This is a genomic window from Bradyrhizobium septentrionale (genome assembly GCF_011516645.4).
Taxonomy (GTDB): Bacteria; Pseudomonadota; Alphaproteobacteria; order Rhizobiales; family Xanthobacteraceae; genus Bradyrhizobium; species Bradyrhizobium septentrionale.
In genome coordinates this window covers 7,466,419-7,478,805 of the sequence record NZ_CP088285.1, presented here as the reverse complement: position 1 = coordinate 7,478,805, position 12,387 = coordinate 7,466,419, and the positions used below count along the sequence as shown (strand labels likewise).

Sequence of the window (12,387 nt, the reverse complement as noted above, 5' to 3'; positions counted from 1 at the left end):
GCTGACGCAACGGAACACTGAAAATTCACGGTCGCGGCTGCAGCAGACGGAAAACGATGTCCTGTGCCGATAGCCGTGAGATCGCGTCGCGCTCGATCGCGACGCTGAGCCGCTCGAGCCACTCGCGACGGAAACCGCGGCGCTTGAGCCGTGGCGGATTGACCGCGCCGGCGGCGATCGCGCCGCGATCCGGGATCTCGTATTCCTCGAGCTCGCCGAGCTCCGCGCCCTTGACGACCAGCTGGCAGATGACCTCGGCCAGAGTCATCGCCTCCGGCCCTTCGCCAGCCAGGCAGAACACGATCGCGTTAGGCCGCCGCAACTGCAACCGCCTCACGCCGCGCATCGCAGGGCGGCGTCGCCGTGCAATGGATGCGTTCCTCGTCGCGCCAGAACTCGTCCCAATAGCCCGCGGGACCGCCCTCGCGCCGGCCGACCTTGACCATGTCGCAGCGGATGCATTGCTGTTCGGTCTTGAGCGGAAATCGGACCTTCTCGCCCCACTTGTGCCGCGTCGAGCTCATCAAGCGGCCCGCCGGACGCGGGCCTCGAGATCCTCGCAGACAGAGCCGCCGGCATCGAAACGCGGCTCGAGCGCAGCCGCGCGCCGGTCAAGCCGATCGCGCTGTATCCAGGCGAGCGAATAACCGAACATGAACAGCGCAAACGCGCCGACCGCGATCGCGGCGATCTCGAGCTGCGTCATCGCTGCAGCTCCTGCGCAGCAAGCGGTCGCCTCAATCGAGCCGGAACGCCGGTCGGATTCCGGTTGCGATCGAACCGCTCGCCCTCGGCGATCGCCAAGGCGACACCGCGGACCAGGTCACGCCGATAGCCAGCCGGCTTCCACCATTCGCGCGTCCAGGGCCATTCGTGCGGCACCGCGGGCGATTCCGTGCCGGCATGCAAAATGAACGCAGCACCAGCTCGGCCCAGCGTGCCGCGATCGTATCCGTCGTCGTGCTCGGTCGACCAACCCTCCCGCTCGATCTGGCGAAAGCGCTCGGCGATAACAGCCTGCATGAACGACGACAGCGGCCGGCGAATATGCAGCGCCTCGAATAGCCGGCGCAGCAGGTACGACCTGCAGATCGAGATTGCGGTCATGATCAGCGCAAACGTGACGTTCTGCGCGATCGAGACCGTGACGCCGAGCAGCGGCAGGAAATAGACCTGCGCCGCAAGGCTGATGACGAAACCAACCAAGACGTTGATCGCGCTCTCCGCGAGTGATGCCAGTTTCGTTTGCTTCATTGCCGCAATGCCCCTTTGATGCTCGCCTCGTTCTGCTGCAGCCAGCGCAGCGTGTTCGCAGCGGCCTCGAGGCCGTCGCGTTGGTAGATCGCAGCGGACGAGCTCAGCTTGGCCCGCGCGCCGCTGCGGCGATCCTTGAGCTCGGTCTCGACGGCAGTGACCTGCCTGGTCATCGAAATTGTGCAGGCCGGAAGCGGCGACGCCGCAGCGATGCGCGCCGCGTTCTGCGATAGCCAGCGCAGCGTTTTCGCGCCGGCCTCGAGGCCGTCGCACTGGCGCTGCGACGCCGACCGATCGAGCCTCGAGCGCGCGCCGGCGCTGCGATCCTTGATTTCGGCCTCGATCGCAGCGATCTGTCGGAACAGAGCGACTTTGTCGGTCACGCGCGCGCCTCGATATCGAGCTGCGCCGGCGTCGCTACCAGCTGCGCGAGGAAATCGCGGCCGGCATCGGTCACCATCACCCTGGTCGACGTGCAATGCGCGAAGCCTGCGCCGACCAGATGCCGGACCATGTCGCCGTCGATCTGCTCGCCGCCGTCGATCGCGAGCAGCGCGGCCTGCATATCGAGCTCGTCCTCGGTCAGCGGCAACCGCGTTTGCAGACGATCGTCGACGACCTCGGCCGGCGCGCGGTCGATACGCGCGAGATCCATTTCGGTTTGCGAGACGACGAGATCCGGCGCCGGCTTCGGCGTCCGGCGCAGAAATTCCGGGATATCGAGCCCGTCGTCGAGAATGTCGCGTCCAGGTCGGTTCGCCGGCGGCTCGGCTGTATCGGCGCGGCCGGAAACGGCGACGCTCGAAACGACTTTCCCGATCGGCACCGAGGCAACGTCGGCCGAAAGGGCTGGACGATCGCCGGCGTGAGCTCCGGTGTCCGCTAACTGTGAGGCCGCAGCGCTATGGCTACCCGTTGCGGCCTCGTCCGATGACCGACCATCGGCAGTCCGATCGCGCGGTAGCTCTATACCCGCCGGCACCCCGTCAGGCGCCGAGCCCTCGCCCGCGATCGCTTGGGAATCGAATTGCTCAAACGCGGCATGGTCGGCCGCGATGACTTCGTCGCGCGTCACCCAGGCGGGACCATCGGCGCAAAAGGCCGCGACGCGGGCCGCAGTCCTGTCGAGCGCAGCTGTCGCCTGGTTGCCCCATGCATCCCAGCCAGGCGGCAGCGGATGCTCAGCGTCGACGCGCGCAAACAGCTCGAGCGCCGGCACTCCGCCGCTCATGGCTGCGATCATGCGCCGGTAATGCTCCGGCTTGCGCGAATGACCGAGCGGCCTCGAGCGCTCGCGATGGTTGGAGCCGAACTTTTCGCCGCTCCCCGGTTTCGGCAGGCCCTTCCCCCGCCTGAACAGCAGCAGCAGCTCGTCCTGGTCGCGCACCAGCACGGCCCCGCCGGCCTCGGTCGGGTGCTCCTCGTCGGTTTTCGTCCAAACGAACGCGGTCGAGTACGAGTCAAAGCCCCATGACAGCGCGACCGCCGAGGCGAGCGGCATCTGCGCGCGGACCTTGATGACCTCGCCGGTCCGCAGATCCGTCGCCTCGATCTCGGCCTCATGCCAAGCCAGCAGATGCGCCCGCGGAATCCAGAGAAACAGCCAGGCATCCGGCAGGACCATGTCCTTAACCGGCAAATCGCAGATCTCCGACCACGGCATGGTCGGATAATGGTTCTCGTAAGAGCGGCTGGTGACGCCCTGGTTTCGATGCCACGGCGGATCGGCGTAAATGATCGGATACTTGCGGCCGGTCGGCTGCAGCGCCGAGGCATCAGAGAGCGCCTGCGCCACGTTGCGGCGATGCTCGCGGCCCCTTTCCTCGGCCGCGACCTTGGTCAGATCCATCGAAACGCGGCCCTTCGCCGACCGCATCTCGGTTTCGTGCTGGACGAGCGCCCCCTCGAATTCGTCGGGCTCCATCTCGGCGATCCGCTGCGCGCGCGCCGACAGCTTCCTGTCAATGCCGGCCTCCGCCAATGTCGCCGGCCGGTCTACCTGTTCCCGCTCGGACTGGTAGGGCTGACCGCCCCTGGCGAGCCCGACCGTTTTCTTTTGCTCGCGGACAAGCTCGCCGAGACGGCGCTCAGCGCGAAAGCGGATCTTCGCCGCGTGGACCTGCAGCTCCACATCCTTGGCGACCAGCCCGGCGAGCCGGATCGCTTCCCATTCGTCCCGGATCTCGAGGACCTCATCGACGGCGACAGCCTCGGCCAGGGCGCGGCGCGCAGCTTCATAGCGGACGAGCTCGGTCACGAGGCGCCCTCCTCGTCGTCGACGACAATGGCGACACCGTCGCCGCACGGCACGACAGTAGCGACGTCGCCCTCGAGCTGGTCGAGATGCAGCTGGATCGCGTCATCGGCGACGGCCGTCACCTTCTCGCCGTTCGCCGCGCAATAGGCCGCGAGCCGCGCCGCGATATGCGGCCGGACCGAGATCAGGACGCCGTCGCGGCCGAAACCAGCGACCGCGACCCAGCCGCGCCGCGTCACGGCCGACAGCTCGCCCCGCTCGACCAGGCTATCCATCAGGCGGTTGGCGTTGTTCGGATTACAGCCCATCACGTCGGCCAGCGCGCGGCGCGTCGGCATCGCACCGTGGCGACCGACAAATTCAGTGATCGCTTTCAACGCGTCGACCATGCGGGCTGTTAGCCCCATGCCATTGGATGCGGGAACGTCGGTCAAAACGGAACCTCCTGCGGAAACGGGATGTCGTGAGCGCGCATCAGCTCGAGGACGATTTGCTCGAGCGAAGGGATCGCCGCACGCGGCCGGCGGTTTTTCATGTTCTGTTTGTGGGTACACCACGAGAGATTGTCGTCGCGGTTGTCGAGCGTCTGCCCGTTGCCGTGGTCGACGTGATGCGTCCGCATGAACCGCTCGGAGCGCGGATCTCGCACAATCTTGATCTCGCGATGTTGCCGCAGCGTCGCGCGCTCCGGCCCGACGTTGCGCTTTGCGTAGAGCTGCCAGGGCGTCCGCGAGCCCCAAGACACATTCCAGGTATTTTTCGACAGCCACTCGTAATCGCAGGCGTCGACCAGCGACCAGACGTTATCGCGCGCCGAGAGGATGATCCGGCGCCAAGGCGTCAGTCCGGAGTCGAGCAGCCGCTCGATCGAGACCGTCTCGCTCGGCCGGACGCTGGCGAAAGAGCCGTGCATCACAGCATCCCCAGCGCCTGCATGTAGGTCTCGAGGATCGCCTCCTCGGCCTCGCGATCAATCGGGTCCTGTTGCCGGATCTTGATGATTGCGCGCAGCGCCTTGACGTCGAAACCGTTGCCCTTGGCCTCGGCGAACACGTCGCGGATGTCATCGGCGATGTTCTTTTTCTCCTCGGTCAGCCGCTCGACGCGCTCGATGATCGATTTCAGCTGGTCCTTTGCGATCGTCGTCGCGCGGGTTTCTGCGGCCGGCCTGGTCATCGGCGCACCCAGCGGAAACCGGCAGCGGCGTCGAGCTGTGGAGCTCGCTGCAGCCATGCGATGACGCTCAGTGCGGCCGCCAAAGCAAGGCTGAGGACAATTCCCATCACCGTGTAGAGCTGCGGATCAGAAAGCCGCTCTGTGATCATGGTTCGATGCCCCTTTCGAGCGCGGCGAGACGCTGCGCCGTATCTGCCTGCTGCTTGCGAAGGCGTGCGATCTCGCGCACGGCGCGGACGTTCTCGGCCCAAGGCGACTTAACGCCGGCGATCATCGCGTCATGGACGCGGTCGCCGATGTCGCTGCGAAGCAAGCGTGTCAGAGCCTCGCCGTCTGGACCGGACACCGTCCCAGCCAGCCAGCGTTCGACAACGCTGATGGATCGACCTGACCTGTGGGAAACTTCAGCCGCACAATTTCGCGGGAAAAGGCGCTTCAACTCCAAGGCGATAGGAGAAAACCACCCGCATGCGTGAGGGTGTTTGCCCGCAGTTGTGCGGGTTCCAACTTTTGACGGATTTGCGCGGGGCGGGCTCATTGAGGCGCCCGATTGGGACGCGCAACGCCCTCCGGCCAAGCCTCTCCTGCGGGCCAGTTCTCGGAGAACCAGACCATGACGAGGTCATACTTTCGCGCCGTGAACGTTTTGGCGCCGTCACTGATATGATCGAAGAAGCGCCAGTCGCCCGCTGCCACGCGGCCCACGGTCGAAAGCTCAATTCCGCGGCTCGTTGCAAACGCCCGAGCGACGGCCAACAGGTTGAGAATCAGCTGCTTTTCCATCGCTCGACGGCTAGTCGGAAATTTCCGATTCGTCGAGACCATAAAGTCGGAAACATCCGGCTCGCTTTGACTAATCCACCATCGGATAACTCCGCCATGAAGGGAACCGAGCTACGACAACGAGTTAGCGACCGTCTTGGTCAGTTACAGCTAGGACCCGTCGAGGCCGCCAGAAGGGTGCCGGGCCTCGAACGGAACTACATCAGCGATTTCCTAAGCGGGAAAAAGCGCTCGTTCAGCCAGGCGAAGATTCATCTCGTCGCCGAGGCGCTCGATCTAACCGTCGAGGAACTGACAGGCCCTGGACGGCGGATAATTTCGGACCGGCCAGGCTCAAAGGTAAATCTCGTCCCACTGATCGACATTGTGACGGCTGGACGGCTGACGGCTCCTTCGTCTCAGATTCCCTTGGACGACGTGCCTTTACTGGCGTTCGCGGATCTCGGCCGTGGAAACTTTTTTGCGTTACGTGTCGTTGGCGATTCAATGGATCGAGTATCACCGGACGGCTCGATTATTGTCGTAAACAAAGACGACAGACAGCTCGTGAGCGGAAAGTACTACGTGTTTTCTATCCGCGGCGAGACGACATACAAGATGTGGCAAGCTGACGATCCTCCTTATCTAGCACCCTACTCAACCAACCCGCTAAACAAGCCTCGGATGATCAAACGAAAGAATGATTTCGAGGTAATCGGCAGGGTCAAGCGGACAGTGCTCGACCTCTAATCGATCGGATTTTTCCGGCGATTGACAGTCGGATATTTCCGACTATTTTGTTTCCCGTGAAACAAACGGGGAACCCCAATGCGACGTACATCCTGCAACCGCCTTCCTGCTGCAAGCCGCACCCCTGTCCCTCTCGCGATCGTTCCTGCCTACATTGATACCGCGCTCGTGAAGCCGCGTGCGCCGCTCTCAGCGAGCGAGACGGTCAAGCGCATGGCCGATGACATGCGTGAAGCGTCGTATCGCGAGGGCGGCCTCACCGAAGACGATCTCGAGCGGAAGGGCTTCACGCGCGCGCAGATCAAGGCCCATGCGGCCGATGCCCGCGCATTGGCGCAGCAGCTCGCTGGGCCGAGCCTTTGAGAATGGCTCATCCCTGATGAAGCGCCTCCAACGAAATCACTACATTGCGCTTTCGCTGCTCGAATACAGCCCCTTCGAGCGGCATCCGCGCGGCGGCTGGCGGTTTGGCGCCAGGAGGATCACGAGCGAAATGGCCAACCGCCTGATCGCCGGCGGCCGCGCGCAAATCATTGGCGACACTTTGCGGCCGGTATTTCGGACTGCATCTGCGAGGTCTCGCCGATGACGCCGGCGATCTTCATCGCAGCCAGCTTTATGGTCGGCCTTCTGGCCGGCCTTCGCGTCGGGTACCGCCGCGGCTTCGAACGTGGAGTAGAGGCAGCAGAGCGCCTCTATCCACCGATCAGGGTTTATGGAGACAGCGACGCCCAACGTAGCGAGCGCCGCGCATGACCGCGCCGATCACCGAGAAACGGCTGCTAGACGCGATCGCCGTCGTTTCCGAGGTGATCATCCTGCATGGGACCAAATATGCTCCCCTGCTCGATCGGCTCGAGCAAGAGCTCGAAACTCTGAGATGCTACGACGATCCGATCAGTCGCGCCCGACGCCACCTTTCAAGGCGCCTGGCGGATAGCCAGCAACAAACGCCAGTCTGACAGCTGGTCCTTTTGGAGACCGAGCGATTTGCGAAGATCGCCCGGGAGCTTGGCGTTGAGGGAGCGGCGCACCTTTTGAGAGGGTCTTCGAAGCTATAGCGGGTCCACGTCACCGGGATAAGAAGCGCTAGGTAGAGGCCGCAACCCTAGCAACTCCCGCTTCCTATCTACCTTCTGACTGGCATAGGTCGTGGTGCTCGTTTCCCTGATCGAAGCGACGTACACCTTTCCCAAAGTCATATCGGTATCGTGGGAAAATTCCTCCGCAAGATGACCCCGATAGTCTTCCCCATTGGGAACTACGAAATGAAAAGCTCCACTGGCAAGATCACCGCCAACCAGGATACCCCTTGCACTGATCGTTTCCGTCTCTTTATCCGAGGTCGCTTCAATGATCTCGACGATGTTTTCCATTCGGCGACGTTCGATCACCTCACCGACTTGACGACCATCTGATTTATTCCAGCGAACATCGGCGGCGAAGCCGCCTTTGATGTTGGCAGCGGACCAATCGTGAATTCTTTTTACAACCGCGGTGCCAAGGGTTTTTCCGATATCTCGCACGGCATCGCGACTATCGATATCCATTACCTGGAATAGCGCATCAATGGACTCATCGAGCCGCCCATCGAAAAAATCCTTCTCGTTCTGCGCCAGCAAAACAACTCCGAGGGATCCACTATAGCTGTATGCAAATTCGAGGAGACTTTCTTCTAAAGCTTCTTTCCCAATGATCGCGTTGACCTTCGGCCCGTTCCTAATAGCGTCGTGGATTTGGCTGAACAGGTTTTGATATTCAAGAAGCGAGTTCGAGACAAAAGGAAGTGCGTAGCTATTGGCCGCCTCAGGCAGCAGTCTATAATTGCATACCTCGACATGTTGCTGTCCCGAATAGCTGAGCAGCTGGTCTTGGCTTTGCCTTGCCAACTTTGACATGGCCGCGAGGTTTACTTGCAAGGACGCGTCGTTCGGGTCGCGCGAAAGTGCGGCCTCAATTCGGGAGACCGACGCAAAGGCGTTGCGCGCCCGCTCAACAGCAGATGCGAAGTCCGACACTGGTCTCTCCGAGCCTTAAAACTCCGCAGCCCTTCAACCAAACCTTGCTGTGCTCAAGTCCGTAAGCTTCGCCGCCGTTCCCTACGTCGAGGGCCGATCCAAAAAATGGATGGTCCCGAGGGAGGGTACTTTGTAACAGCAAGACTGTCTACGCCAGCGACATATACTTCCTGGTTCAGTCCATCAATCAGTGTTCGCTGTTCCGGAGTAAGTATTTTCATAACACTATACTCAACAGCAACAAGACAATCGACGTCGCCGGGGTCTGGTTTTTCGGTGAAAAAGCTTCCGTCAACGAAAACTTCACATGGCAATTTGACGATTAGTAGTTGCTGAATGACGTCTTCTAAAGCGTAGAACAACTGTTCACGCCTGCTTCTGGCGTAACCCGTGAAAGGGTGAACGCAAAGGATTTCGATTTGCTGAAGGCTCAAATAATGCCGCCCCGGCGCAAGCAGCGGCGGATGATCGAATTTCAGTGGCACAATACGCGAGCCTCCCCGGACCCGACGTATGACTACCATTAATTGCAGGGAGCTCGGAACTCATCTTAAGGCGAACCGCTGCTTGGTACGGCAAGCACAATTTCTACACGAGTAAGCAGAACCTATCGAGAACGAGGGAGCTCTTGGTCGCGTCCAACAAAACGTCCAACACGAAATGGATCGTCTCTTTAACCGCTTGAAATCATTTAAGGACTTTTAGAGCGTTCGCGCGATGGCGCTCCCTAGCGGAATCGAACCGCTCTCTCCACCGTGAAAGGGTGGCGTCCTAACCGATAGACGAAGGGAGCAAAACTCCCGGCAAATCAATACGTTAGACGTGAGACATGCCAGATTGGCCGCGACCGGCGAACGGCTGCGACGGGCGAACGTATAGTGGCGATTGGGCGGACGGGCAAGCGCTGAGAATGCTTTTCCCGGATCCCCCGCCCCCGGGGTCACTGGCACGACAATCCGGCCTCGATCGAGGTCCAGAAGCCGCAATGCGACGGCACATGCGCGTGGGCCCGCGAACCACCCACATGGATCAGGATGGCGGCTGCGAGCGCAACGACGACGGCGGGAACAATGAATCTTCGGAGCGACATGCGCCTGCGCATCGAACGATATCGTGGCCTAACTAAGGCCAGCGGACATCGATCGAAATCTGGGAATGGCCCACGCCTCGCCTTGTTTGGGCATGATCTCCGCGCAAACGCGTTCCGCGTTTGTCGCGAGGGAAAACCGCTTCGCACTTTTCCGGATCATGCCGCTAGTGATTGGTCGCGCTCGCGACGTCCTGGCCCTGGCGATTGTTCGCTTGCGCCACGGGCGTCTGCTTGATGCAGGTGCTGCAGATCACGAGCTTGCGCGCCAGCCGAGCGTCCGCATCCGCTTCCGACATCTGCGCATCCGACGTCTCCGCGACGGCCGGTGACGCATTGCGCGCATGGCGCCGCGGCTGCGGGAGATTGGGGTCCCGTCCGGCACCGTCCCAAGCCAGCGGCCCGGTCCCCGCCGACGGTGTGGTCATGCTGTATTGCTGCGAATATTGCGCGCAGGCGCCGAGCGCGATCGGAAGAAACAGCACAGCGGCCTTGCGAGCCCAGTTCCGGAATGCAGACATCATCACACTCACACGCTATTCGTACTGTCGTACTGCGACCTAAGAGCAGAACCGCTAAGAAATCGTTTGCCCTGATTGTTCCGTCGCATCCAACCGCGACGGCATCAAGACGGGATTGAGGCGCCAACGCGCAAGATCAAGACGCAAATCCGGAGTCCAACTCATGCCAGGCATCAACAGTCGCTTCGACGGCAAGCGCGTGCTCGCCGATCTCAATGCGTTGCGCGCGATCGGCGCCTACAAGACCGGCGTGCACAAGCCGACCTTCTCGGAACCGCATCTGCGTTCGCTGGACTGGCTCGCCGAGCAGTTGCCCGACGCTGGTCTTGTCGCAACGATCGACGGCATCGGCAATGTGCTTGGCACCAGCGCGAAGGCGGGACCGAAACTGCTCGCCGGCTCGCATCTCGAGAGCCAGAACCATGCCGGCTGGCTCGATGGGCCGCTCGGCGTGATCTATGCGCTGGAAGCCGCGCGCGTCATCAACACCGATCCCGGCACGAACGGCGCAGTCGAGGTTGCGGCGTGGTGCGACGAGGAAGGACATTTCGGCAGTTTCCTCGGCAGCCGGTCCTTTGTTGACGCCGTGACCGACGCCGACATCGATGCGGCACGCGACCGCTCCAGCGATCGCACGATGCGGCAGGCGTTGCGCGATGCGGGCTTCGCCGGCCGAGCGCGCCTCACCGCCGAGCCGAGCCGCCACATCGGCTATCTCGAGGCCCATATCGAGCAAGGCGACACGCTGGAAAGCAGCGGGCTCAAGATCGGCGTCGTCACCTCGATCGTCGGCATCTGGCAGTATCGCATCAGCTTCACCGGCGCGCAGAACCATGCCGGCACCACGCGGATGGCGGTGCGCAGGGATGCCGGCCTGGCGCTGGCGCGGTTCTGTGTCGCGATCGACGACAGCTTCCCTGCTTTGTGCGGACCGCGCACGGTGTGGACCACCGGCCGCATCACGCTGGACCCGGGCGCGCCGAGCATCATCCCCGGCGGCGCCGAGATGCTGTTCCAGATCCGCGACGACAATCCCGAGGTGATCGCGCGTCTCGAGGCACAGCTGCATCGCCTGGCGGCCGAGGCCACCGCGCAGGGCCGCTGCGACGTGAAGGTCGAGCGCATCCGCACCGGCGTGCCTGCGATGATGACGCCTGCCTTCCAGGATGCGATCGAGGCCGCGAGCGCAGCCTGCGCCGGCGGCAAATCGATCCGGATGCCGAGCGGCGCCGGCCATGACGCCCAGGTCCTCGCCACCGTCATGCCGGCGGCGATGCTGTTCGTGCCGTCGATCGGCGGCATCAGCCATCACTGGAGCGAGAACACCGACGACGCCGACATCGTCACCGGCGCCGAGGTCTTCGTCGAAACCTGCCGGCGTCTGCTGGCAGGTTAGCCACCTTGCGGAAGCCGCCCCACGGCATTGTCGCCGTCAGGTCGGACCGCCCTGGTTGCCCGATCTCAGCGAAGCCAACGCGTGCGAGTTCTGCACGGCCCCTCTCCGTGCGGTGAAGAAGACGTACAACAAGCAGACGTCGATCAGGATCGTGCCGGCCATGACGCTGTAGGCCCACGGGCTTTCCATCAGCTTGACCTCGATCAACACGCGCGACAGGCCGAATCCCACGACCCACGCATCAAAGCTCATGCAGATCCGGCGAAACGTCTCCGCATCCAGCCGCCGGATGAGATAGGCACCGAGCGGTATGCCGACGACAACGCAGGGAACGAGCACGAACAGGATGCTCCGGCTCTCCTCGATGAACAGGCCGAGCTTGTAGTATGCGATCGCGGTCAAGCTCGACTCTGTCACCCGAACCAGCGCGAGACCGGCCCGAAACTCATCTTTGACGAGGCCCTGATTGTTGAAAAGGATCGCCAGCGGCGGTCCCGAGATGGTCGTGACCGAGTACAGGACCCCGAGCGCCGCGCCAAAGGGCAAACCGACGAGCCATTTCGACTGCATCGGCTTCCGCCAACCGGCCGCCTGCAGCAGGATGAGCGGCAGAATGATCGAGTAGGTGGCGAATTTGATCCAGCCGGGCTCGAGCGACGTCAGAGCAAAGGCTCCGACTGCGATGCCGGGCAGCATGCCGATGAGAATAGGCAGCACGCGCCGCCACACGGCCGGCACGCCGCTCAGATTGATGCACAGGACATACAGGTTGACGAAGACTTCGACGATGACGACCGCAGGATTGAGAATGCGGTTGGTGTAGAAGACCAGCGCGACCGGCACGGTGAGAGAGGAAAACCCGTAGCCAAGCGCCCCGTTCACAAAGGCCGCAAACAGAGCGATCACGGCAAGAACGATCACCGCAGAATCAATCGAAGGCATCTTTGGCTTCTACCGGATCAGTCGCTTTGCCCGCGGCATTATAGCGCAACGAAAGGCATGCGGTGCCAAAACTTGCGGCGGTTGTGCTTTGCGAAGGACCGGCGCTCGCCGTGACGGCGGATCGCGTCCTTCGGCAAAGCGAAAGGGCTGACGCATCGTCTGCCTGACAGAGAAGCGACTTGCGTCCGCGAGAGACCATCGGCGCCGCCACGTGGCGCACGGCC

At 62.5% G+C, this 12,387-nt stretch carries 22 protein-coding genes and 1 tRNA gene; 5 read left to right on the top strand and 18 right to left on the bottom strand.

Features of this window, described 5'->3' with window-relative positions; genetic code table 11:
- Positions 1-25 precede the first annotated feature (25 nt).
- From HAP48_RS37345 to HAP48_RS37290, 12 genes are all read right to left on the bottom strand, one after another.
- Positions 26-322 (bottom strand): hypothetical protein, encoded by a 297-nt coding sequence (locus HAP48_RS37345; RefSeq protein WP_166204806.1) that lies wholly within the window; start codon positions 320-322, stop codon positions 26-28.
- The gene (locus HAP48_RS37340; protein WP_166204804.1) at positions 309-524 is read right to left on the bottom strand and encodes a hypothetical protein; all 216 of its coding nucleotides are present in this window, start codon (positions 522-524) and stop codon (positions 309-311) included. The genes HAP48_RS37345 and HAP48_RS37340 overlap by 14 nt, the downstream gene beginning before the upstream one ends.
- Complete coding sequence (locus HAP48_RS37335; RefSeq protein WP_166204802.1) at positions 524-706, bottom strand: hypothetical protein; 183 nt, start codon at positions 704-706, stop codon at positions 524-526. The genes HAP48_RS37340 and HAP48_RS37335 overlap by 1 nt, the downstream gene beginning before the upstream one ends.
- Positions 703-1,254, bottom strand: coding sequence for a DUF7220 family protein (locus HAP48_RS37330; protein WP_166204800.1), 552 nt, complete (start codon positions 1,252-1,254; stop codon positions 703-705). Before HAP48_RS37330 ends, HAP48_RS37335 begins: the two co-directional genes overlap by 4 nt.
- Positions 1,251-1,637 carry a hypothetical protein gene (locus HAP48_RS37325; protein WP_166204798.1) on the bottom strand — a complete coding sequence of 129 codons (387 nt, stop codon included), beginning with the start codon at positions 1,635-1,637 and terminating at the stop codon, positions 1,251-1,253. Before HAP48_RS37325 ends, HAP48_RS37330 begins: the two co-directional genes overlap by 4 nt.
- A complete protein-coding gene (locus HAP48_RS37320) occupies positions 1,634-3,511 on the bottom strand; it encodes a methyltransferase-A70 family protein (protein ID WP_166204796.1) in 1,878 nt (625 codons plus the stop codon). Before HAP48_RS37320 ends, HAP48_RS37325 begins: the two co-directional genes overlap by 4 nt.
- On the bottom strand, positions 3,508-3,945 hold the full coding sequence (locus HAP48_RS37315) for a LexA family transcriptional regulator (protein WP_224496760.1): 438 nt from the start codon (positions 3,943-3,945) through the stop codon (positions 3,508-3,510). The genes HAP48_RS37320 and HAP48_RS37315 overlap by 4 nt, the downstream gene beginning before the upstream one ends.
- Entirely contained in the window at positions 3,942-4,424 is a 483-nt protein-coding gene (locus tag HAP48_RS37310) for an HNH endonuclease (protein ID WP_166204794.1), read from the bottom strand. The genes HAP48_RS37315 and HAP48_RS37310 overlap by 4 nt, the downstream gene beginning before the upstream one ends.
- Positions 4,424-4,687 (bottom strand): DUF2312 domain-containing protein, encoded by a 264-nt coding sequence (locus HAP48_RS37305; RefSeq protein WP_166204792.1) that lies wholly within the window; start codon positions 4,685-4,687, stop codon positions 4,424-4,426. The genes HAP48_RS37310 and HAP48_RS37305 overlap by 1 nt, the downstream gene beginning before the upstream one ends.
- Positions 4,684-4,836, bottom strand: a complete 153-nt coding sequence (locus HAP48_RS37300; RefSeq protein WP_166204790.1) for a hypothetical protein — start codon at positions 4,834-4,836, stop codon at positions 4,684-4,686. Before HAP48_RS37300 ends, HAP48_RS37305 begins: the two co-directional genes overlap by 4 nt.
- Positions 4,833-5,033 carry a hypothetical protein gene (locus tag HAP48_RS37295; RefSeq protein ID WP_166204788.1) on the bottom strand — a complete coding sequence of 67 codons (201 nt, stop codon included), beginning with the start codon at positions 5,031-5,033 and terminating at the stop codon, positions 4,833-4,835. The genes HAP48_RS37300 and HAP48_RS37295 overlap by 4 nt, the downstream gene beginning before the upstream one ends.
- A gap of 188 nt (positions 5,034-5,221) precedes the next feature.
- On the bottom strand, positions 5,222-5,470 hold the full coding sequence (locus HAP48_RS37290) for a hypothetical protein (protein WP_166204786.1): 249 nt from the start codon (positions 5,468-5,470) through the stop codon (positions 5,222-5,224).
- A 96-nt stretch (positions 5,471-5,566) separates the two neighbouring features.
- Between HAP48_RS37290 and HAP48_RS37285 the strand changes: the two genes are divergently transcribed.
- From HAP48_RS37285 to HAP48_RS37270, 4 genes are all read left to right on the top strand, one after another.
- Positions 5,567-6,199, top strand: a complete 633-nt coding sequence (locus tag HAP48_RS37285; RefSeq protein WP_166204784.1) for a S24 family peptidase — start codon at positions 5,567-5,569, stop codon at positions 6,197-6,199.
- Between the two features lie 213 nt (positions 6,200-6,412).
- Entirely contained in the window at positions 6,413-6,562 is a 150-nt protein-coding gene (locus tag HAP48_RS37280; RefSeq protein ID WP_166204782.1) for a hypothetical protein, read from the top strand.
- 222 nt (positions 6,563-6,784) lie between these two features.
- Positions 6,785-6,955, top strand: a complete 171-nt coding sequence (locus HAP48_RS37275) for a hypothetical protein (protein ID WP_166204780.1) — start codon at positions 6,785-6,787, stop codon at positions 6,953-6,955.
- Complete coding sequence (locus HAP48_RS37270; RefSeq protein WP_166204778.1) at positions 6,952-7,161, top strand: hypothetical protein; 210 nt, start codon at positions 6,952-6,954, stop codon at positions 7,159-7,161. The genes HAP48_RS37275 and HAP48_RS37270 overlap by 4 nt, the downstream gene beginning before the upstream one ends.
- A gap of 93 nt (positions 7,162-7,254) precedes the next feature.
- On the opposite strand, the gene HAP48_RS37265 is transcribed toward HAP48_RS37270, so the two are convergent.
- From HAP48_RS37265 to HAP48_RS37250, 5 genes are all read right to left on the bottom strand, one after another.
- Positions 7,255-8,217, bottom strand: coding sequence for a hypothetical protein (locus tag HAP48_RS37265; protein WP_166204776.1), 963 nt, complete (start codon positions 8,215-8,217; stop codon positions 7,255-7,257).
- Between the two features lie 53 nt (positions 8,218-8,270).
- Complete coding sequence (locus HAP48_RS50985) at positions 8,271-8,741, bottom strand: DUF6932 family protein (protein WP_420869835.1); 471 nt, start codon at positions 8,739-8,741, stop codon at positions 8,271-8,273.
- 194 nt (positions 8,742-8,935) lie between these two features.
- Positions 8,936-9,010, bottom strand: a tRNA-Glu gene (locus tag HAP48_RS37260).
- Between the two features lie 147 nt (positions 9,011-9,157).
- Positions 9,158-9,307 carry a hypothetical protein gene (locus HAP48_RS37255; RefSeq protein ID WP_166204774.1) on the bottom strand — a complete coding sequence of 50 codons (150 nt, stop codon included), beginning with the start codon at positions 9,305-9,307 and terminating at the stop codon, positions 9,158-9,160.
- Positions 9,308-9,471: 164 nt separating this feature from the next.
- Entirely contained in the window at positions 9,472-9,825 is a 354-nt protein-coding gene (locus HAP48_RS37250; protein WP_166204772.1) for a hypothetical protein, read from the bottom strand.
- Between the two features lie 163 nt (positions 9,826-9,988).
- On the opposite strand from HAP48_RS37250, the gene HAP48_RS37245 reads away from it, so the two are divergent.
- Positions 9,989-11,221, top strand: a complete 1,233-nt coding sequence (locus HAP48_RS37245; RefSeq protein ID WP_166204770.1) for a Zn-dependent hydrolase — start codon at positions 9,989-9,991, stop codon at positions 11,219-11,221.
- A 36-nt stretch (positions 11,222-11,257) separates the two neighbouring features.
- On the opposite strand, the gene HAP48_RS37240 is transcribed toward HAP48_RS37245, so the two are convergent.
- Complete coding sequence (locus HAP48_RS37240; RefSeq protein ID WP_166204768.1) at positions 11,258-12,163, bottom strand: sulfite exporter TauE/SafE family protein; 906 nt, start codon at positions 12,161-12,163, stop codon at positions 11,258-11,260.
- Between the last annotated feature and the right edge of the window lie 224 nt (positions 12,164-12,387).

Excerpts from the sequence above, each read along its gene's own strand:
- HAP48_RS37290 (WP_166204786.1), bottom strand. The coding sequence starts at position 5,470 with ATGGAAAAGCAGCTGATTCTCAACCTGTTGGCCGTCGCTCGGGCGTTT.
- HAP48_RS37270 (WP_166204778.1), top strand. The coding sequence starts at position 6,952 with ATGACCGCGCCGATCACCGAGAAACGGCTGCTAGACGCGATCGCCGTC.
- HAP48_RS37305 (WP_166204792.1), bottom strand. The coding sequence starts at position 4,687 with ATGACCAGGCCGGCCGCAGAAACCCGCGCGACGACGATCGCAAAGGAC.
- HAP48_RS37300 (WP_166204790.1), bottom strand. The coding sequence starts at position 4,836 with ATGATCACAGAGCGGCTTTCTGATCCGCAGCTCTACACGGTGATGGGA.
- HAP48_RS37340 (WP_166204804.1), bottom strand. The coding sequence starts at position 524 with ATGAGCTCGACGCGGCACAAGTGGGGCGAGAAGGTCCGATTTCCGCTC.
- HAP48_RS50985 (WP_420869835.1), bottom strand. The coding sequence starts at position 8,741 with ATGGTAGTCATACGTCGGGTCCGGGGAGGCTCGCGTATTGTGCCACTG.
- HAP48_RS37335 (WP_166204802.1), bottom strand. The coding sequence starts at position 706 with ATGACGCAGCTCGAGATCGCCGCGATCGCGGTCGGCGCGTTTGCGCTG.
- HAP48_RS37275 (WP_166204780.1), top strand. The coding sequence starts at position 6,785 with ATGACGCCGGCGATCTTCATCGCAGCCAGCTTTATGGTCGGCCTTCTG.
- HAP48_RS37255 (WP_166204774.1), bottom strand. The coding sequence starts at position 9,307 with ATGTCGCTCCGAAGATTCATTGTTCCCGCCGTCGTCGTTGCGCTCGCA.
- HAP48_RS37285 (WP_166204784.1), top strand. The coding sequence starts at position 5,567 with ATGAAGGGAACCGAGCTACGACAACGAGTTAGCGACCGTCTTGGTCAG.
- HAP48_RS37330 (WP_166204800.1), bottom strand. The coding sequence starts at position 1,254 with ATGAAGCAAACGAAACTGGCATCACTCGCGGAGAGCGCGATCAACGTC.
- HAP48_RS37250 (WP_166204772.1), bottom strand. The coding sequence starts at position 9,825 with ATGTCTGCATTCCGGAACTGGGCTCGCAAGGCCGCTGTGCTGTTTCTT.
- HAP48_RS37245 (WP_166204770.1), top strand. The coding sequence starts at position 9,989 with ATGCCAGGCATCAACAGTCGCTTCGACGGCAAGCGCGTGCTCGCCGAT.
- HAP48_RS37310 (WP_166204794.1), bottom strand. The coding sequence starts at position 4,424 with ATGCACGGCTCTTTCGCCAGCGTCCGGCCGAGCGAGACGGTCTCGATC.
- HAP48_RS37280 (WP_166204782.1), top strand. The coding sequence starts at position 6,413 with ATGGCCGATGACATGCGTGAAGCGTCGTATCGCGAGGGCGGCCTCACC.
- HAP48_RS37240 (WP_166204768.1), bottom strand. The coding sequence starts at position 12,163 with ATGCCTTCGATTGATTCTGCGGTGATCGTTCTTGCCGTGATCGCTCTG.